Source organism: Gardnerella sp. C0026F2 (assembly GCF_056590715.1).
In genome coordinates this window covers 275885-296187 of sequence record NZ_JBWPWR010000002.1, presented here as the reverse complement: position 1 = coordinate 296187, position 20303 = coordinate 275885, and the positions used below count along the sequence as shown (strand labels likewise).

15 protein-coding genes are annotated in these 20303 nt (G+C 44.0%); 13 read left to right on the top strand and 2 right to left on the bottom strand.

Annotation, left to right across the window (positions count from 1 at the left end):
* Positions 1-35: 35 nt before the first annotated feature.
* On the top strand, positions 36-2357 hold the full coding sequence (locus tag AC1EK3_RS03740; RefSeq protein WP_480033190.1) for a transglycosylase domain-containing protein: 2322 nt from the start codon (positions 36-38) through the stop codon (positions 2355-2357).
* Positions 2358-2540: 183 nt separating this feature from the next.
* On the opposite strand, the gene AC1EK3_RS03735 is transcribed toward AC1EK3_RS03740, so the two are convergent.
* Positions 2541-3695: a quinone-dependent dihydroorotate dehydrogenase gene (locus AC1EK3_RS03735; RefSeq protein ID WP_480033191.1), complete on the bottom strand. Its 1155-nt coding sequence runs from the start codon at positions 3693-3695 to the stop codon at positions 2541-2543.
* 267 nt (positions 3696-3962) lie between these two features.
* Here AC1EK3_RS03735 and AC1EK3_RS03730 point away from each other — a divergent pair, with 267 nt between their 5' ends.
* Together AC1EK3_RS03730 and AC1EK3_RS03725 are read left to right on the top strand one after the other, a co-directional pair.
* Positions 3963-4820 (top strand): DeoR/GlpR family DNA-binding transcription regulator, encoded by an 858-nt coding sequence (locus AC1EK3_RS03730; protein WP_480033207.1) that lies wholly within the window; start codon positions 3963-3965, stop codon positions 4818-4820.
* Between the two features lie 531 nt (positions 4821-5351).
* Positions 5352-6548, top strand: a complete 1197-nt coding sequence (locus AC1EK3_RS03725; RefSeq protein WP_480033192.1) for a hypothetical protein — start codon at positions 5352-5354, stop codon at positions 6546-6548.
* A gap of 833 nt (positions 6549-7381) precedes the next feature.
* Here the strand turns inward: AC1EK3_RS03725 and AC1EK3_RS03720 are convergent.
* Positions 7382-7597 (bottom strand): hypothetical protein, encoded by a 216-nt coding sequence (locus tag AC1EK3_RS03720; RefSeq protein ID WP_480033193.1) that lies wholly within the window; start codon positions 7595-7597, stop codon positions 7382-7384.
* Positions 7598-8275: 678 nt separating this feature from the next.
* Here AC1EK3_RS03720 and AC1EK3_RS03715 point away from each other — a divergent pair.
* From AC1EK3_RS03715 to AC1EK3_RS03670, 10 genes are all read left to right on the top strand, one after another.
* Entirely contained in the window at positions 8276-9568 is a 1293-nt protein-coding gene (locus AC1EK3_RS03715) for an AMP-dependent synthetase (protein ID WP_480033493.1), read from the top strand.
* A 500-nt stretch (positions 9569-10068) separates the two neighbouring features.
* Positions 10069-10365 carry a 30S ribosomal protein S6 gene (gene rpsF / locus AC1EK3_RS03710; RefSeq protein ID WP_004574062.1) on the top strand — a complete coding sequence of 99 codons (297 nt, stop codon included), beginning with the start codon at positions 10069-10071 and terminating at the stop codon, positions 10363-10365.
* 154 nt (positions 10366-10519) lie between these two features.
* Positions 10520-11122: a single-stranded DNA-binding protein gene (locus AC1EK3_RS03705; protein WP_480033494.1), complete on the top strand. Its 603-nt coding sequence runs from the start codon at positions 10520-10522 to the stop codon at positions 11120-11122.
* Between the two features lie 151 nt (positions 11123-11273).
* Entirely contained in the window at positions 11274-11522 is a 249-nt protein-coding gene (rpsR, locus tag AC1EK3_RS03700) for a 30S ribosomal protein S18 (protein ID WP_004105399.1), read from the top strand.
* 16 nt (positions 11523-11538) lie between these two features.
* Positions 11539-11985: a 50S ribosomal protein L9 gene (gene rplI / locus AC1EK3_RS03695; RefSeq protein WP_004105397.1), complete on the top strand. Its 447-nt coding sequence runs from the start codon at positions 11539-11541 to the stop codon at positions 11983-11985.
* A gap of 449 nt (positions 11986-12434) precedes the next feature.
* Positions 12435-13706 carry a mevalonate kinase gene (mvk, locus tag AC1EK3_RS03690; RefSeq protein ID WP_480033495.1) on the top strand — a complete coding sequence of 424 codons (1272 nt, stop codon included), beginning with the start codon at positions 12435-12437 and terminating at the stop codon, positions 13704-13706.
* 135 nt (positions 13707-13841) lie between these two features.
* On the top strand, positions 13842-14939 hold the full coding sequence (mvaD, locus tag AC1EK3_RS03685; RefSeq protein WP_480033496.1) for a diphosphomevalonate decarboxylase: 1098 nt from the start codon (positions 13842-13844) through the stop codon (positions 14937-14939).
* 9 nt (positions 14940-14948) lie between these two features.
* Entirely contained in the window at positions 14949-17300 is a 2352-nt protein-coding gene (fni, locus tag AC1EK3_RS03680) for a type 2 isopentenyl-diphosphate Delta-isomerase (RefSeq protein ID WP_480033497.1), read from the top strand.
* 128 nt (positions 17301-17428) lie between these two features.
* A complete protein-coding gene (gene rpmB, locus AC1EK3_RS03675) occupies positions 17429-17623 on the top strand; it encodes a 50S ribosomal protein L28 (RefSeq protein ID WP_012913853.1) in 195 nt (64 codons plus the stop codon).
* Positions 17624-17726: 103 nt separating this feature from the next.
* Positions 17727-20210, top strand: a complete 2484-nt coding sequence (locus AC1EK3_RS03670; RefSeq protein ID WP_480033498.1) for an ATP-dependent DNA helicase RecG — start codon at positions 17727-17729, stop codon at positions 20208-20210.
* The last annotated feature ends 93 nt before the right edge of the window (positions 20211-20303 follow it).

The window sequence follows — 20303 nt, the reverse complement described above, 5'->3', positions numbered from 1 at the left end:
TTTCCAAGTAGAGGCAAACCTTTAGAATAGTACGCATGCCGAAAAAGAATTCACTGACTGTTCGCCGTGTGCTAGCGCTGTTCCTTACCTACATCACTTTGTGTGTTGCAGGAGGTGTTGCAACAAGTATTATGTTTGTTCCTGGCGTAATGAGCGTGAATAGCATAGTGAAAACAGTAGTGCCTTCACTTCGCGTTGACGGCATCGATTTTGACGTAACTGCTTTGCCGCAAAAATCGCGACTTTACGCTTCTGATGGCAAAACTATTATTGCAACTTTTTATGCTCAAAACCGCACTGTAGTGCCGCTTCGACGCATATCGCAATATATGCAGCGAGCAATGGTTGCTCGTGAAGACCGTCGATTCTTTGAGCATTCCGGCGTAGATATGCAAGGTGTTATTCGCGCATTCGTGCAAACATTCGTTAAAAAGGGAGATATGCAAGGTGGCTCTTCCTTAACTCAGCAATATGTAAAAAATGTGCTTATGATTAAAGCTCACGAAAATAACGATCCTTTAGCTGAGTACCACGCTTCTGAAGGCACTATTGCTCGTAAATTGCGCGAAATGCTTATTGCAATTCAAATGGAGAAAAAATACTCCAAACTTGAGATTTTGCAGGGATATTTAAATATTGCGCAGTTCGGTAGCAATAATATTTACGGCGTAGAAACTGCAGCTCACCGCTACTTCAATACGAGCGCTGCAAAACTTAATCTTGTGCAATCGGCAACTATTGCTGCAATTACAAAGAATCCTTCGCATTACGATCCTTCTATTGAAGAAAATCAGCCTGAAGCGCAAAAGCAGCGCAATATTGTTCTTGATTTAATGCTTCGCCAAGGTTTTATTACTAAGAGCGAGCATGATTCCGCTGCTGCTATTCCTCTTAAAAGCACTCTTAATATACAGAGGGAAGTTTCTAAGATTGGATGTCAAGCTGCAGGCGATGCAGCATTCTTCTGCGATTACGTGACGAAGAAAATTTTGCACTCTCGCGAGTTTGGTAAAACTGCTGCCATGCGCGAAAAGTTGCTTACTGAGGGTGGTCTTGATATTTACACAACTATGGATTTGCGTGCTAGCAAGGCTGCTATGAAAGCTGCTAGGGATACGATTCCTGTAAACGATAAGAGCGGTTTTGAAGTTTCAATTGCGGCAATTAAGCCTGGAACTGGTGAAGTTTTGGCGTTTGGTAGCAATCGTATTTATGATGCTACGGATGCTGCAAAATCAGATCCTACGCATACGGCTTTGAACTATGCTGTAGATGAGCGCGATGGTGGCGGTCTTGGTTGGCAGATTGGTTCTACGTGGAAGCCAATTAATATGGTTGCGTGGATGCTTGCTGGAAAGTCAATTAATCAGCCTCTTCGCACTTCTATGCTTTATAACAATGCTGATTTTAATTGCAGCAAATTCCGCGGAGTTGGTAGTTGGTCGGTTCAAAACTCCGGCGGTGGCACTGTTAACCCAGAAACGCCTTTGCAAGGTCTTGTTCGTTCTCACAATACTACGCAGGCGTCTATGGCTCAGCAAATTAAGCTGTGTTCTATTGCAGACGCGGCTAAAATTCTTGGATACCATAATTCGCCTCTTGGTCAGGAAAGTGTGTATTCTGCTAATTCTTTGAACCCGCCAATGACCATTGGTTCTGTGCAGGCTTCTCCTTTAACTGTTGCTAATGTGTATGCAACTTTGGGTGCAGATGGTGTTGCTTGCGATCCTATTGCTATTAAGCGAGTTATTGATAAGAACGGCAAGCGTTTAAGAGTTCCTAGTGCGCATTGCCATCAGGCTATTCCAAAGGGAATCGCTCAAACTGCTGCTTATGCGCTGAATCAGGGTGTTGTGCAACCTGGCGGCGAGGCTTCAACAACTCAGCTTGACGGCGGACGTAAAACCTTCGCAAAAACTGGTACTAACGAACAGTACTACATGACCACAGCAGGATTTGTGCCGTATCAGGTGGCTTCGTTTGTGGCCGTCGGCAATACCGAATCGCAAAAGAGCTTCAACGGCATGACTATTAACGGCCGCACAATGGCAGGTTGGTATGGTATGTATATTGCAACGCCTGCGTGGAAGCAGTTTATGAACGACTATTTGAAGGCTGCTAATATTCCTGTTGATAACGATTACGGAAAGCCTGATCCAAAGTACACTGCCGGCGGAACGCTGCCTGGTATGCCTAAAACTACTGTTAAAACTGATCAGCAGAAGCGAGATGAAGACGCTAGAAAGCAGGCAGCGCAAGAACAGCAGGAAGAAGCTAAGAAGCAAAAGAACACGCAAGATCAGTACGGCACTGCTCGTCGCGACGACTATAACAATTTGGGAACTGATAATTATTAAACGGCATTCGTTAACTCGTAATTGCTAGTTAACTTGCTAAATACTAAGCTGTCTTGTGCTGTTCCTACAAAATAGACCCTTACTTATGCTACTTGATTGTGAGCAAAGTAAGGGTCATTTTTAATGCAAGTACGCACTGTGCAAATACGCACTGTGCAAATACGCACTGTGCAAATACGCACGCTAGTTCAAATCCGCACCAACTGCGTCTGCAACATGCTCAAAGCCGTCGCGTTTCAAAAGATCCGCAAGTCCGCGTTTCAGCGTCGTAATTTGCTGCGGTCCTCTGTACATAAGTGACGTAATAAACATAACCAAATCCGCACCTGAGCGAATCTTCTCATATGCTTGCTTTGGCGTAAATACTCCGCCAATGCCTGCAATAGCAAAACGTTCACCAAAAGCTTTGCGCGTGCGTCGAATAAGCTCGTTGCTTGCGCTGTAGGTAGGACCTCCGGAAAGCGCTCCTTGCCAATCTTCCGGAACGTCAAGTCCTGCGCGATTCTTTTGCAAGTTCGCAATGCTTACTCCGTCAACTTTATGTTCTGCAAGTACGTCAAGCAAAGACTTGAACTGCTCCCAACCGCCGTGCAAATTAAGCGGCATCTTAACTAACGTTGGCTGAGGTCGCTTAATAGTGTCAAGATCGGTGAATAATTTGTCAAGCGCTTCCGGCTCGCTAAAAGGCTCGCCAACGCGCGTATTTGGGCACGAAATATTTACTTCAATAATCGAGCTTTTTCCGGCTGCGCGCTCCATAGAAATATGGTAGTCTTCAATTCCTTCTTCCAAGTCGCCAACTAAGTCGTCGTTTGTGCGCGCAATAGAAATAGACATATTCATAGACTTTGCGTGCGTCCAAGCTTTCTCGGCTCGTGCAACAACGGCCTCACTGCCATCGTTTGCTAGTCCTGCGTGTACAAGAATAGAGTCATATTCTGGAAGGCGATGATACCAAGGTTTTTGATTTCCTTCGCATGGTCGGCTCGTGGTAGAGCCAACTGTTTCAAAACCAAAGCCCGCGTTGTCTAGCACGGTCGCCATTTGGCAGTTTTTATCTAGTCCAGCACTTAAGCCAAACGGGTTTGCAAAATCCACACCCATAACGTTAGTTTCTAGCACTGGGTCTGTGTAGTTAAGCATTTCGCGAAGAAGCCACATTAATCCAGGAGTGCGCTCGCTAAATTTGCAAAAATTAATCATGCGATCATGCGCTTCGTCTGGAGGAATGTTAAAAACAAAATGCGGTTTAATAATGTGTTTGTATGAGAATGTAAAAAGGTCGGTCGTTGCTTTATTGACGACATTGTGCAATGAATGTTCAGAAACGTAATACATACTTATATATTAGAGCATTATTGTTATACGCGCTATTGCTAGTGTATTTTGTGCGTTTCCTTCTTTGGCTTAGTTTCTTCAGTGCAGTTTCTTGGCGTAGTTTCTTCAGTATTTTGTGCGTTTCCTTACTTAGCGCGCGTTCGTTTTTGTGCGATTTTTCACAAAACATACTTTGCTTGACAACAAAATGTGCGTTCTTTTCGTTTTAAGGCATTAAAACGCTCAATTACGTTTGTTTTTTGCGTTAACGTGTGCGATAATGTTCGTATGATTTCTTCGCAGCGTCAACATTTGATTTTAAGCCGTCTCCGCACGCGCGGTGCTGTTCGCATTACTGCGCTTTCTAAAGAGCTGAACGTTTCTGCTATGACGGTTCGCAGGGATATTGCGGAGCTTTCGGATCGCGGGCTTTTAAAGCGCGTTCACGGTGGCGCTGTAACGACTAATACTTTGCTTTCGGAGCCGCTGTTTTCTGTAAAGTCGCAGATGGACATTGGTTTGAAGGATGCGATTGCGCGTTTGGCCGTGGATTATGTGTCTCCTGGAGATGTGATTGCTATTGGCGGTGGTACCACTGCTTATGTGTTTGCGCAACATTTGCTCGAGTCGCGCAGGGCTTCTGGTATTACGATTTTGACTAATTCGATTCCTGTTGCAGAGCTTGTGCAAGCGTTGGAGTCGAAGGATGTTGAGGTTATTGTTACCGGCGGCGTGATTACGCGTTCCAATTCGCTTGTTGGGCCTATTGCAGATAAAGTTGTTGCTTCTCTTCGTGTGAATACCGTTTTTCTTGGCACGCACTCTGTGTCTCTTCCTCGCGGATTCCTTATGCCGAACTCTTTGGAAGCTGCTACGGATATGGCGTTAATGGATATTGCGGATCGCACGATTATTTTGACGGATCATACTAAATGGAGTTGCACGTCGCTTTCGCTGTTTGCTCGTTTTGATCAGGTTGATACTGTTATTACTGATGATGGTTTGGATGCTGATTCTCAGCTTCGCACGCGTGAGCTTGTAAAGGATTTGGTTTTGGCGCCTGTTATTGACGAGCGAGATGTTCTTGATGCGTCTAATGCTGACGATTTAGTGAATTCTGAAGATTCTGACGATTTGCTTGATTAGTGTTTTTGCGAAGTTTGATTAGTATTTTGCGAAGTTTGTTGTAAAGTTTGATTTTGCGCGCTGTTGATTTTGATGCCCGAGTGAGTTGTTTACTTGTATGCTCGGGCATTTTTTGTGTTTGGTGTGTGTTTGGTTCTTAGTTTTGCTTAAAGCGCGTCAATGCTTAAATATTGCGTTTTTCCTTGTTTTATAAGGCATTTGGAGCAATTGCAAAACTCAAACCTTAAAGAAAGCTGAAAAAACATTAAAAAAATCCAGTATATGGCGTGTCGCGTAATTTTTATCAAAAAATACATGGAAATGCCGTAAATATTTCTGCTTTTTAATGAATATAACTAATATTTATCAAGATTTTTATATTTTTGGCGCTTAGAAATCTGAATTTTAGTGTTGAGTTTTCTGAGAGCTTGCGGTAAGTTTTAACTCAGTTACCGGTTGAATCCCTAGTTCACTGGTACGAGCGGGAAACCGCAAATGGCAAATTTTTCTTCGCATACCCTAGTGCGAAGGAGAAGAAGAAAGGAAAATATTATGTTGAATAAGAAGGCTATCGCCGCATTCGCTGCTGGCGCCACCCTCCTCTCCGGTTTCGCTTTTGCTGCTCCAGCAATGGCTGGAAATCCTGTTACTGTTCCAGCATGCCCAGCTAATAAGTCTGAGTGGGCTCTTAAGAGCGTGAATGATGCTCGTACTGAGCAGGCTAAGAAGGATTGGGAAGCTGCTAAGGCTGCTGTTCCAGCTAAGCCAGTTGAGCCAACTAAGCCAACTAAGGATAAAGTTGTAGCTTTGTTGAAGTTAAACGATGCTACTAAAAAGTATGATCCAATTACCGTCGCTGCTGGTGCTGATGCGGCTGATATTGCTGAAGCTCAGAATTTTGTAACTTTGTACAACAAGTTTGTTGATGACTCGGCTGCTTACACTACAAAGTCTGCTGCGGCAGAAGATGCACATACTTTGTATCTTAAGGCTAAGGACTTTGCAGAGACCTGCTCTACCCCAGATCCTGATAAGAAGCAGGAAGCTATCGATGGTGTTCGCGCAGCAAAGATGACCTTAGATAATGCTGATAATGCTTTTGCTAAGGCTAAGAAGGCTTACTATGCTGCTAAGGCTGCATTCCTTAAGGCTCAGGCTGAGTTGAATGCTCGTACAGCTGCTTACAATGCAGCTACTACGGCTCTTGAGAACTTCAGGGCTTCTGGTGTGAATGATTCTGCTAAGGAACAGCGTTTAGCTGATGCTGTAGATCGTACTGCTGCTCATCTTGCTCGCGCAACTGAGGCTTATGGTAAGGCTGAGGCTGATTACAATAAGACTTATGCTGATGCTCTTGCTGCTAAGGATGTTTATAACGACGCTTTGAAGGCTTACAAGGAAGCCTACAATGCAGCTGTCGCTGCTGGTGTGAACCCAGCTTTGTTGCCACCAGTTAAGACTGCTGATCCTTTGGACGTGAGCTTCAACCCTGTTCCAGGTGCAAAGGAAAATTATGCTGATGCTGTGAGCGGTAAGTTCGGTCCTGCTGTTCAGGCTGCTGCTCAGAAGGGTAAGGATACCAAGGCTTCTGCTCAGAAGAACAACAAGAACAATGCTGCTGACGCAAACGGTGCATCTGCCTCTGCTGCCGCTCAGCTTCCTAAGAGCGGTGCTGCTGTAGCTATGGCTGCTGTTGCTGCTTCTGTGCTTGCTGGCATGGGTGCTGCTCTTCGCAAGATCCGTCACTAAGCTAAAAGCTGATTCTGCGATGAATCATTTTAAGCTTTAGCTTATGGTTGATCGTTGAGTCGATTTTACTGTGAAATACTTAGTCTAGTGTGCTAAAAGGTGCGCTAGACTAAGTTTTTTTTATAACAATTTTGTGCTCTGCACGCTCGTCCTCAACGCGTTCGTCCTTCTTTCCGCCACCGCGTTCGTACCTTCTTTCCGCGCCACGTAAACTTTCTGCCGTTTTTTCCGGCTCCGTACTCTGTTCGCACTTTCTGTTCGTTCCGTCTGTTCGCACCCTCGTAAACTTTCTGCCGTTTTTTGGTGCGCATCCGACTTTTTCTTTACACCGCTGTAAAGTTTCTGCCGCTACCTGCCAATTCCGCACCTTCTTTCCGCGCCCACGTAAACTTTCTGCCGTTTTTTGTCACGCACCCGACCGTTTCTTTACACTTGCGTAAAGTTTCTGTCGTTTTTTTAGCGTGTATCCAACTTTTCCTTTACACCGCTGTAAAGTTTCTGTCGACTTTTCGCGCGTAGGCGGCATAAACTGCGCGCGCCTGTAAAGTTTTTGCCGTTTCTTCCGGTTTCGTACTCTGCTTGCACTTTCTGTCCGCGCTTTCTGTCCGCACCTGTGTAAAGTTTTTGCCGCTTTTTAGCATGCAACCGACTTTTCCTTTACACCCGTGTAAATTTTCTGCCGTTTTTTGGTGCGCACCCGACTTTTCCTTTACACGCGTGTAAACTTTCTGCCGCTTATTCTGGTTCCGTACTCTGTTTGCACTTTCTGTTCGTTCCGTCTGTTCGCCCTCGTAAACTTTTTGCCGCCTTTTGTCACGCACCCGACCGTTTCTTTACGACGCTGTAAAGTTTCTGCCGCTTTTTGCCGCGTAGCCGACTTTTCCTTTACTTCCGTGTAAACTTTTTGCCGTTTCTTCCGGTTCCGTACTCTGTTCGCACTTTCTGTTCGCTCCGTTTGCCCGCCCTTGTAAACTTTCTGCCGTTTTTTCGCGCGCATCCGACTTTTCCTTTACACCGCTGCACAGTTTCTGCCGCTTTTTGGCGCGCATCCGACTTTTCCTTTACTCTCGTGTAAACTTTCTGCCGCTTTTTGCCGCGCAACCGACTTTTCCTTTACTCTCGTGTAAACTTTCTGCCGCTACCTGCCAATTCCGCACCTTCTTTCCGCGCCCACGTAAACTTTCTGCCGTTTTTTGTCACGCATCCGACCGTTCCTTTACTCCCGTGTAAACTTACTGCCGCTTTTTGACGCGTATCCGACCGTTTCTTTACGCCGCTGCACAGTTTTTGCCGTTTTTTCGCTCGTATCCGACTTTTCCTTTACGCCGCTGTAAACTTTCTGCCGCTATTCCGTCTTTTCGCGACCTTTCCTTTACACAGCTGCACAGTTTCTGTCGTTTTTTAGCGCGTATACGACTTTTCCTTTACGTCGCTGTAAACTTTCTGCCGCTTTTTAGCGCGTAGCCGACTTTTTCTGTACACCCTCGTAAACTTTCTGCCGCCACCTGCCAATTCCGCACTTTCTTTCCGCACCTTCTTTCCGTACCTTTTATCCACAATGCAAGAAATTTATTTACGTACGAATAAGGCTTTAATAACCTTGCATTATGAATAATTTTTATATAAACGATTTATTTTCGAATAGCGAACAAAATAAGCGTTGCTTCGCCCCGAAAACTAATGCTGAAAGAAAAGCAGTTCAAAGGTCGTCGCAACGTGGAGAAGCTGTGCGCGTGTACAAAAATCTTTACATGCGTAAAGAATATTGGAATAGTCTTTACGAAGCTGAAAAAATACGTCATATTGCGTTATCTATTATTGAAGCGCACCCCGATTGTAAATTAACAGCTTCGACTGCCTCGGCACTTCTTGGCTATCAAGTTTCGAAAGATTATGACAGCGAAAAAAATTGCTATGATAATGCTTTTCTTAGCAAAAAGAAAAATTGTGCGGACGCAAGAGATACCAAAATTTATATTCGAAGCAACAAGCGAAAATCAAACAAGTATAACAATCAACTGAAAGTTATTCCTTCCGTAGGTTACGAACAGAATGGTATGAGCGACGATGTTCGCATTTTAACGCGTGAGAATAACAGTACCGGACAATTAATAAAGCTTCCGCATGCAAGCGATTGCGTGACTGAAGAAATAAAAAGTCACTTGGTAGATAAAAGCACTATGTTGTTTGACGTTGCTAATAATTACTCATTTAGATTTGCTTTGCCTATTTTCGATTCAGCAGTAAGAGATAATGTGAATTTAAGCAGAGTAATCGAAATTTGCAAAAGCCGATACTGCGATTGCAAGAATAATTATAATTTCAAGAATAACTGCGATTTCAAGAATAACTTGAGTGGCGTCGATCGCAATAGCGAGATTGCAAATAATGAAACGTGCGCGAATAGCAGTTTACACAAAAACCAACGTAATTATACAAGGGATTACGCTTATTTGGATGACTTGCGAAACTATGCAAAAACGAATGGTGGTACTAATTTTTCATTGTCTTTTGAGCAAATTTTTGAGTGCGAACAAAAAAAGTTGGCTAAATTATGTAAGCTTTGCTTCTTTGCAAATGGTCTTAGCGAGAACGCTGGTGAATCCTTAGCTCGGGGAACAATGATTAATTTGGGATTTATGATACCAGAATTGCAGCGTGAGTTTGAGATTCCACATGTAAATTTGAAGTATCGTTGCGACTTTTTGTGGAGTCTGAGTAATGGGGAGTTGATTGTTGGGGAGCTTGACGGGTATTCGAAATACTACATTGATACAGATGATGCGCAATATAAGAATGTGAATCTTAATTCTTCAGAAGACAATAAAAATTTATTCGAATCGCGAAATCAGAGTGTTATTCATAAGAATATCGACAAACAAGCGGAACGTGAGGTATTGCTTATGAAGGAATGCGGCGTAAATAAAATCGTGCGCTTTAATTACTCGGATATTCTTGATCCTAGGAAGCTTGAGAAGAAACTTGCATCTGTTGGAGTGCCTAGAATTATTGGGAAATAGCCGATGCGTGCGTGTGCTGCGTAACTTTGTGCTTGATTCCGACCGAAACTTTACTCCCGTGTAAAGTTTTTGCCGCTTTTTGGTGCGCAAACGACCGTTTCTTTACACGCGCGTAAAGTTTTTGCCGTTTTTCCGCTTTTTCGCGACTTTTCCTTTACACGGCTGTAAACTTTCTGCCGCTTTTTCGCGCGCATCCGACCGTTTCTTTACACCGCTGTAAACTTTCTGCCGTTTTTTGGTGCGCGAACGACCGTTTCTTTACACCGCTGTAAACTTTCTGCCGCTTTTTGCCGCGTATCCGACCGTTTCTTTACGCGCCTGTAAACTTTCTGCCGCCTGACACCATCGTTTAAGCGCGTAACTCCCGTCGTCACGAGCGTGCTGTAAAATAGCAAAGTTGTGTGCGGTTTTGGTGCTTGTCATCAAACATATCGCGCATATTTTGCAAACACACTCCTGCTGTGGAAGGTCCACAGCCGATAGTCCGAAGGAGGTGGGTGATGTCTGCACATAAGTATGAACTGATGTTCATTGCAAATCCTGAGCTGGATGAGCACGGTCTTAAGAAGTTGACCGAGCAGTATCTTGAGCTTGTCACCAACGAAGGCGGTTCCGTTGACGGTACCGATTACTGGGGTCGCCGCAAGTTTGCCTACGAAATTGAAGGCAAAACCGAAGGTAACTACGTTGTGGTGAACTACACTGCCGAGCCATCTGTAAGTGACGAACTTGACCGTGTTTTGAACCTTAACGAATCTGTGATCCGCACGAAGATTCTTCGCAAGGACGCTAAGTAAAAACTAGCAAAACTAAGTAAGCTCTAGTGAATTAAATAAAAACTAGTTAAGCTAAATAAATACGTAAACAACCGCGCATAAGTTGCGCACAAAATTGCCAGTAATTGCTAACTAACATGCGATTACGAGTAAAGCGAGAAAGAAAAGGCACGATATGGCAGGTGAAACAATTATTACCGTCGTGGGAAATCTCACTTCGGATCCTGAATTAAGGGCACTTTCCAACGGTGCTTCTGTTGCGAGCTTTACCATTGCATCCACACCTAGAACGTTTAATCGTAATACGAATCAGTTCGAGGATGGGCCTGCATTATTTATGCGTTGCTCAGCGTGGAGAGACTTGGCAGAACATTGTGCAAACAGCCTTTCTAAAGGCATGCGCGTGATTGCTCAAGGCAGGTTGTCTCAGCGTTCGTATCAAGCGCAAGACGGCTCGAATCGCACAGTTGTTGAACTTACAGTTGACGAAATTGGTCCATCTTTGCGTTATGCAACTGCGCAAGTTAACCGCCAAAGCTCTTCAACAGGTTTTGCTGGTGGCTCGCGTGCAGCAAATGCTGCTGGTGCATCAAATGCAGCTGCTGGTGCAGGTTATGCTGGCGGAGCAAATTATGCTGCTAGCCAGGCCGCTTCTCAGCATGCCGCAAGTTCTTCAGCGGCTGATCCGTGGAGTGCTGCTGCGCCAACAAACGATAGTTTTTCAACTTTCGGCGCCAATTCTGATTTTGGTGGCGATTCTGAAGAACCTGAGTTCTAGCGTTTTAGTTGAGCTATAGATAGCGTATTTATTTGTTTATTTACGCACTTATTTATGCACTTATTTACGCGCTTACTTAATCCTTATAAATACATCATCAGTTAAATGTTATGCGAACAAAAAGCATAACGGATTTGAGAGAGGACATCTTATGTCACGCAAAAGGCCGCAACCACCGGTCAAGCCTTTCAAAAAGAAGCCAAATCCTTTGAAGGCTGCCAAGATTACTGAAATTGATTATAAAGACGTTGCTTTGCTGCGCAAGTTCGTTTCTGACCGCGGCAAGATTCGTTCCCGTCGTATCACCGGCGTAACCGTGCAGGAACAGCGCAAGATCGCGAAGGCAGTGAAGAATGCTCGCGAAATGGCTTTGCTTCCTTACGCCACTACCGGTCGCTGATTGAGAGGATAGGAATATGGCTGAAACCAAGGTTATTCTTACCAAGACTGTTGCCAACCTCGGTCACTCTGGTGACGTTGTTGAAGTTAAGGCTGGCTATGCACGCAACTACCTGATTCCTCAGGGTCTTGCTTTTGCATGGAACAAGGGTGCTGCTTCCCAGATTGAAGCAATGCGTCGCGCTCGTCTTGCCAAGGCTGTTGCCACTCGTGAAGAGGCAGTTGCAGCTAAGGCTCAGATTGAAGGCACCGTTGTGGAGCTTTCTGCTAAGGTTTCCGAATCCGGCAAGCTTTTCGGTGGCGTTTCTGCCGATAAGATTGCTGCTGCTTTGGCTTCCAAGGCTCAAGTTGAGGCTCGCGCAATTAAGGTTGCTACTATTAAGACCACTGGTGAGTTCCCAGCAACCGTAACGTTGCATCCGGAAATCACCGCTTCCTTCACTGTTAAGGTTGTGGCTGAGTAAGTAGCTTTGTGAATTTTACAAAACATGTTGCAGCAAGCAGATTCTTGCTTTTAGTGGTTTCTTGCTTGTAATACATGTGGATTGAACTTAAGCATTAGCTCTGCGTTTGCGTTGTATTGAGTTTTCTCATTGCGATGCTGCGCAGAGTTTTTTTTATTGGTACGCGCTGGTCGGTTTTACATTTCTATTCCCCGTGCGACCTTTTCTTTACAAGCGTGCAAAGTTTTTGCCGTTTTTCTGCCATTTCGCGACCTTTTCTTTACAAGCGTGCAAAGTTTTTGCCGTTTTATCGTCTTAATCCGACCGAAATTTTACGCCCGTGTAAAGTTTCTGCCGTTTTCCAAATGTGAATGTGTTGTAAGTGTCACGTGCGTAACGTAGTTTTTTAAGTTTTACTCGACTAAATTAGAACAGTTGGAAAATTGCGAATTATAAAGGAGATGCAAACTGTGCTGGAAAGCAAATATGAACTGGCTGACGAGCTTAGTATGAACGCAAAAGCGCAAGATGCCAGCATATCTGCTATTCGCAATGACGAAGAGTATGCTTGTAAAAATTCTGTAAGCGCAAATCTTGCAAGCGTACCTTCCGTAAGCGCAAATCTTGCAAGCGTACCTTCCGTAAGCGCAAATCTTGAAAACGCGATAAAATACAGCAATCACAAAGGTTATGGCGAAACTTGCGCGAAGGTTATTCTTTTTGGTGAACATTCCGTGGTTTATGGCCATTCTGCAATAGCTTTGCCGCTTAAAAACTTGCGTATGCGCGCTGTCGTAACTAGTTGCAATGAATCTTTAGCATCTGCATCAAGCGAATCTTTACCTTCTGCATCAAGCGAATCTTTACCTTCTACATCGCGCGAATCTTTAGCACCTGCTTCGTGTGAATCTTTAGCACCTACGACGAATCTCGATTCACATATAACTCTTTCGTGCCTTGACTTTACTGGCAAACTTTCCGAAATTCCTACGCGCTTTAATAGCATACGGACAGCAATCCGCGCGTCGCTAGAGTTTGCAGGGTGGAGCGGTGAGAGTTTGCGCATTTTTACCGAGTCTGATTTTCCAGCAGAACGAGGTCTTGGCTCGTCTGCGGCTGCTGCTGGTGCTGTAATTCGCGCGATTCTTGACTATTATGGTGTTTCAGCTAGCGATGATGAGATTTTTAAGTTGACGCAGACTGCTGAGTGCGTGGCTCACGGACGTTCTTCAGGCTTGGATGCCACTGCAACTGCTGCTTCCTGGCCTGTGCGTTTTAGTCGTGGCTGTTTTGATCGCATGGAAATTAACATGCGTGCGTGGCTTGTTTTGGCGGATTCTGGATGCAAAGGAATGACTCGCGAAACAGTTGAAGCTTTGCGTTCTCGTTTAGAATCGAATCCTGTTGAAGTTGGAGCGCAACTCAATAAATTGGGGGAGATTGCTGCTGTTGCAGAAGATGATTTGGCGTTTGGTCGCATTGAAAATATGGGTAAGCAAATGACTTTAGCACACCGTATTTTGGCGGATTTAGGCGTAAGTACTGCGAAACTTGACGCCTTGGTAGATGCTGCTTGCAAACATGGTGCGTTGGGTGCAAAACTTACTGGCGGAGGTGGTGGAGGATGCGTAATTGCGCTGGCTGATAGTGAGGATGCTGCTAAGCGAGTGAGTGAAGCTTTTAAAAATGCAGGAGCTTGCGATACGTGGATTGTGAATATAGGTGATTCTGCAATAAATTAAATCTTATTTTTACTTGAAATGTGGCATAAACTTTACATTTGTTTAAAGAAAAGAAGCTTGTGCTCACTGTTTTGCTAAAATATTGACTAGCACATTAACAAACGAGAATTACTTATCTGCCGCAAAAGGAACAGCATGCAAAATGTTGAAATTCAGCCAAAAATAACGTTTGACGCTAGTCTTTCGCCAAACTCAGCTTTTGCTAAAGCAAATGCGAATATTGCGCTGATTAAGTATTGGGGTAAGCGCGATGAAAAGCTGATTTTGCCTTATACTTCCTCGCTTTCGCTTACCCTTTCGGATTTGTCTACAACTACAAGTGTAAGTTTTGCGAATAATCTTGAACAAGATACTTTTACTTTAGATGATGAAAATATTTCGCCGTCTGCAAAAACTTTTTGTCGCGTAGTCGCTATGCTCGATTTGGTGCGTGAAATTGCAGGAATTTCAACGAAAGCAAGCATTATTTCGCATAATATTGTGCCAACTGCTGCCGGTCTTGCTTCAAGCGCGTCTGGTTTTGCAGCTCTTGCGTCTGCTGCCTCGTACGCTGCTGGATTAAACCTAACTCCACAAGAACTTTCTAGACTTGCAAGACGTGGTTCTGGTTCAGCTTGTCGTTCGATTTTTGGAGGACTTTCAATTTGGCATGCAGGTTGCGACGACGAAACATCTTACGCAGAGCCTATTGAAAATGCACAAGTTGCGCTTAAAAATTTAAATCTTGCTATGATTGTCGTCACTTTGGATGATAGCAAAAAGCCGATTTCTAGCCGGGAAGCGATGCGCAGAACGGTTGAAACTTCGCCAACGTATATGCAATGGGTTGAGCAGTCGAAAGACGACCTTGAAATTGCTAAAGATGCAATTAAGCGAGCAGATATTGAGCGATTGGGCGAGGTTGTTGAACGCAATGCTTTTGGAATGCACGAAACTATGCATAATGCTGTTCCATCGGTGAATTATTTGACTAGCAAAACGCATATTGTGCTTGAAGCGGTTAAAAATATGCGAAAAGATGGTTGGCTGGTGTGGTCTACGATGGATGCTGGTCCGAATGTGAAGGTGCTTACTTCTGGAGATGATGCTTATCGTGCGATGTGTCAGTTGCGCGCGCGAGTTGAGGATGGTTTGCGTAATTCTAGCGTTTTTTGTAATACAGAATATTGCGAGCCGAAATTTGCGATTGCGCTGCCAGGTGACGCTGTGACGGTGAGTACGAGTTTAAAATAGGCGGATAATATGACTCAAGTGCGCTCTAGTGCCCCAGGAAAGCTTTATATTGCTGGCGAGTATGCTGTTGTTGACGGCTGTGCTGCAATTGTTGCTGCTGTTAATCGTTATGTGACGGTTAGCGTAAGTGATGAAACTTTAAACGAAGAGTTACGCGAAAATTTGCAGAAAAATACGCCTAGTAGCAGAAATTATTGTGGTGTAATTACCTCAGATGGCGAAAAATATAAACCGCTTCTTTGGGCGCGCGCATCCGACGGAAGTATTGAAATACAAAACGACGGAAAATATGCTTATGTGCTTGCAGCAATGAGTGTAGTTGACGCTTATGCTAGTGAGGAATGTGCGCCAAATATTAACCGAAAAAGTTACAATTTGCATATTTTTAGTGAGCTTGATGATGCAAAAACTGGTAGAAAATACGGTCTTGGATCTTCTGCTGCAGTAACTGTTGCGGTTATTCGCGCGTTGTGTAAATGGTATGATTTGAATCTTTCGACTCCAGAAATTTGCAAGCTAGCGTTAATTGCGTCGTCGAGTGTTAAAAAATCCGGAAGCGGTGGAGACGTTGCCGCCAGTTCTTATGGCGGTTGGATTATGTATCGCGCGTATAACCGCGAGTGGCTTGAAGCTGAGCTTATGCTAGTAAAATCCGGATGCTCTGATTTCGGTGAGTTGTTGCACAAAAAGTGGCCGCGACTGGAAGTTAAGCGTTTAAATGTAGATAAGTCGCTAAAACTTTTAGTCGGGTGGACTGGTTCTCCTGCGTCTAGCGCAAAGCTAGTAAGTAGCGTAGAAAGTAGCGTTAAAACTAGTACGGAAAGTAACGTTGAAAGTAACGCTGAAAGTAGCGTCGAAACTAGTGCTTTTGACAAAAAAATTAAATCTTTTACTTACGAAGATTTTTGCAAACAAAGTGAGATTTGCGTGCAAAAACTTGTGCGCGCAATTGAAAAGTTTGAAATAAGCGAAATCTATAGCGGTTTTGCTCAAAATCGTGCGTTGTTGCAAAAATTAAGTGCTCTTACTGGAACTGTTATCGAAACGCGTGAACTTACAAAATTTATTGAAATTGCGACTTGTGCCGGTATTCCTGCAAAAACTAGCGGTGCAGGCGGAGGAGATTGCGCAATTGCGCTGTCGACAACTTATGACAATAATGTAATTGAAACTATGAAATCTACTTGGGAAGCCAATGGAATAAAGCCATTGAATATTGATGTTACGGAAATTTTTGGAACTGGTAAGCCTTCTGAAAATATTGTATTAGACGCGTTTGCTAAGAGTAGCGAGCTTAATATGCAATCTGCTCAATCTTGCACAATACAAAACCGAAAAGACGCGCATATTGCGCTTGCGGACAAGCAGTATAAAACTCGTGCAAATTCAGATTTTGACAAAGTGCGTTTTGTGCCGAATGCTTTGCCGCAAGTCGCGCTTGAAGAAATTGACGCTAGTGTGAGTGTGCTAGGAAGCGAAGTATGCGATTCTGTGCATTGGTGCTCGCCGATATATATTAACGCAATGACCGGCGGAAGTGATGCTGCTAAAAAAGTGAATGCAAGTCTTGCTAGAGTTGCTGCAAAAAATTCTGTTGCTATGGCGAGTGGATCTTTGAGTGCTGCTCTTCGAGACGAAACTTTACTCAGCACTTTCAGTGTCATAAGAAGCGAAAATCCACATGGATTTGTGATGGCAAATGTTAGCGCTGGAACTAGCGCGTCTGATGCATTGCGTGCTGTAAACATGATTCATGCGAATGCGTTACAAGTGCATTTAAATGCTGCACAAGAGTTGGTTATGCAAGAAGGCGATCGCGATTTTAGAAATTGGTTGCTCAATATTGAGTCTATTGTCAGTGCGTGCGAAGCTCTAAAGGTGCCTGTGATTGTGAAGGAAACTGGATGCGGAATTTCTGCTAAAGATGTTCAGCGTCTTAAAGATGTTGGAGTGCGCACTGTAGATGTTTCTGGTCGTGGCGGAACTAATTTTGTAACAATAGAGAATGCTCGCAGGAACTTAGGCGACTGTGATTATTTGGCTGATTGGGGTCTTACTACTGTTGAGTCGCTGGTTGACATACGCAAGTGTGATTCGTTAAAAAATATGGAAGTTTTCGCAAGCGGAGGAGTTCGCACGCCTTTGGATGTTGTGCGCGCGTTGGCTTTGGGTGCTTCGGCAGTTGGTGTCGCTGGCGAGTTTTTGCATACGCTTATTCATGAAGGTGAGGACGCGCTTTCTTTGCAAATTGATAACTGGAAGAAGCAAATTAGGGTGATTATGGCTCTTCTTGGATGCAAGACAGTTAAGGATTTACAAGAAAAGACTGAGTTCGTGCGTGCGGATTGTCTTGGTAAGTGATATACTTGTGTAGTTGTGCGTTCAAGCGTGCTTATTTGTTTATGCAATGTGCGTAAGTAATTTGCGTAAGTAGTTCGTATGTTTGAATGACGCAAGACTTGCAAGTCAAAGAAAATAGGAGTCCAATTATGGCAGCTCGTTGCGCAGTATGTGGCAAGGGACCTCAGACTGGTTTCACTGTTTCACATTCGCATATCCGCAATAAGCGCACCTTCCGCCCGAACCTTCAGCCGGTTCGCACCACCATTGATGGCGAGAACGTTCGCCTTCGTGTGTGCGTGAAATGCATTAAGGCTGGCAAGGTTCAGCGCGTTGAGGCGTGATTCGCGCATTGTATTGCGTTTAAATTGTAAGGCCCTGAGTGTTGCTCGGGGCTTTTTTGTATTTGCATATTTTTTCGCGCGCACGTTATATTCCTGATTGCGGATGATTTATAATCGAAATATGCTAAATACGCCCACGAACTCAGCCAAAATGCATACTTCGCTTTCTGCGATAATCAGCAATAAGCGACGCGTTTCTGCATTAAAATCTTTGGGCATAGTCACAGTCGAAGACGCGTTAACTTACTACCCGTTTAGAGTCACAAGTCCATTGAGAATTGCGAACTTAAAAGATGTAAAAATTGGCGAAGAAGTGGCTTTCTATGCGCAAGTCCAGTCAGTTAACGTTGTGCCTATGAACGCTCGTCGCGGATTTAGAATCGAAATTAACATTTTGCAAGATATGCAAGCAGTAGCTCAACTTATTTATTTTTCTAAAAATCGTCAATACGCTCAGTGGCTTTCTGCAAAGATGCATGTTGGTGAAATGGTTGTTGTTGGCGGCACATCTAGCGCTTTTAATGGTAAATTGCAATTTACGCATCCTCAAATTTTAACCATATCTGCTGTAGAAGAAAGCGATAGCTTGCATCAATCTCGCGATACTGTAAGAAGCGTGGAAGATGGTTTGGCGCGTATGAGTGCTCCTATGCCTGTGTATCATGCAAATTCGCGAATCTCTAGTGAGCATATTCACGAAACTATACTTTCTATACTTTCTGCACTTTCTAAATATTCTGAAGATTCCGCACTTTCTAAATATTCTGAAGATTCCGCACTTTCTGAAGCTTCTGAAGATTCCGCAGCTTGCGCAAATTCTAAAGATTCCGCAACTTGCGCTAGTGAATCCCTGCAAATCCCAGATATTACGCCTGAATCAGTGCTAAAAAAACGTAACCTCATGACTAGAGCGTCAGCAATATACTCAATTCATAATCCGCAATCAGTTGACGAATTTTACAAAGCTGTTGACTCGTTGCGCTATGAAGAAGCTTTCATTTCCCAAGTAGCTGTATTGCGATCTCGTGAAGATTCTAAAGATAATCAAGCAAAATCCTGTAATAATTCTCTTATAAGAAATGAATTTGTGGAAAGTTTGCCGTTTGAGCTTACTGATGGTCAAAAAGATGTAATTGATGAGATTGTACGTAACATGCGTGAGCACCATCCGATGCGTCGCTTGCTTCAAGGTGAAGTTGGTTCCGGAAAAACAGTTGTTGCGCTCGCTGCAATGCTTGAGGCAGTTGGATCAGGCTATCAGGCTGTGCTTGTGGCTCCTACTCAAGTTCTGGCGTCTCAACATGCCGAAAATTTGCGCCAAATGATTGCGCGCGCGAATCTAAAAGTGCCTGTAATCGTAGTAACTGGCGGCATGAGACTTGCGGATCGCAGACGTGCGCTAGCGAGTGTTGCAAGTGGGGAGCCTTCGCTTATTGTTGCAACTCATGCAGCGTTCTCGTCGACTTTTAAGCCGACTAATTTGGCTTTGGTAATTATTGACGAGCAACATCGTTTTGGTGTCGAGCAGCGCGATGTTTTGTTGCGCAAAATGAGTGTAGATCCGCATGATAGTGCTGAAAAGTCTTTTACACCGCATCTTTTAGTAATGACTGCAACGCCTATTCCGCGCTCTGCTGCTATGACGTGGTTCGGTGATTTGGATGCTTCGTATTTAACTGAATTGCCAGGAGGCAGAAAACCTATTCGCACTTTTGTTGTGCAAGAATCGGATGCGAATACTATGGCGAGAATGTTTGCGCATATTCGTGCTCGCATTGATGCAGGTGAGCGTGCGTATGTTGTTTGCGCGCATATTGATGATGATTTTAATGAGGATTCTGGTAGGGATTCTGGTAGTGCTTCTGCTAGTGGTTTTGCTAGGGATTTTGATAGCGATGAATCTGAAGGTTTTGAAGATGTTTCGCAATCTGTGCAATCTAATCAATCTGAAGAAAATAGCGCGGATTCTTTGCGTAAACTTCATACAGTTAACGGCATTTTGAAGCGGCTTTCAGCTTTGCCGCAATTTAAAGGCGTTACTTTTGCTAAGCTTACTGGTCGCGACGATGATGCTACGAAACGCGAAACGATGGAACGTTTTGCACGCGGAGATGTGCAAGTTCTTGTTGCTACAACGGTTATTGAGGTCGGTGTTGATGTGCCTCAAGCGAGTTGCATTGTGATTTTTGACGCGGATCGTTTTGGTCTTGCGCAATTGCATCAGTTGCGTGGGCGTGTTGGGCGTGGTGGCACGAATTCTTGGGCATTTTTGGTTGCGCAAACTGAGGATGGAAGTCTTGCTCGGGAACGTTTGCAAGTTGTTGAAAATTCGCTAGATGGTGCCGTAATTGCTAAGAAAGATTTGGAATTGCGCAATGTTGGCGATGTTCTTGGCGATAAGCAGTCGGGTGGTCGCTCGAGTTTGAAGATTTTGCGAGTTGTTAAGGATGCAAAGATTATCGCTATGGCTCGTGAAGATGCGTTGGAGACTTTGCAAAAAGACGCTCATCTTGTTTCGTTGCCGTATCTTGCAGGTGCAGTGCTTGATTTTACGAGAGGCGGAAGTGCGCAAATCGTAAGCAATTAAAATTCTAAAGTTCTGAATTTGCGCGTAAAATATCTTATAAAATTAAAATATTGTATGAATAAAATATCCTATAAATAAAAGTATAAAGAAAAA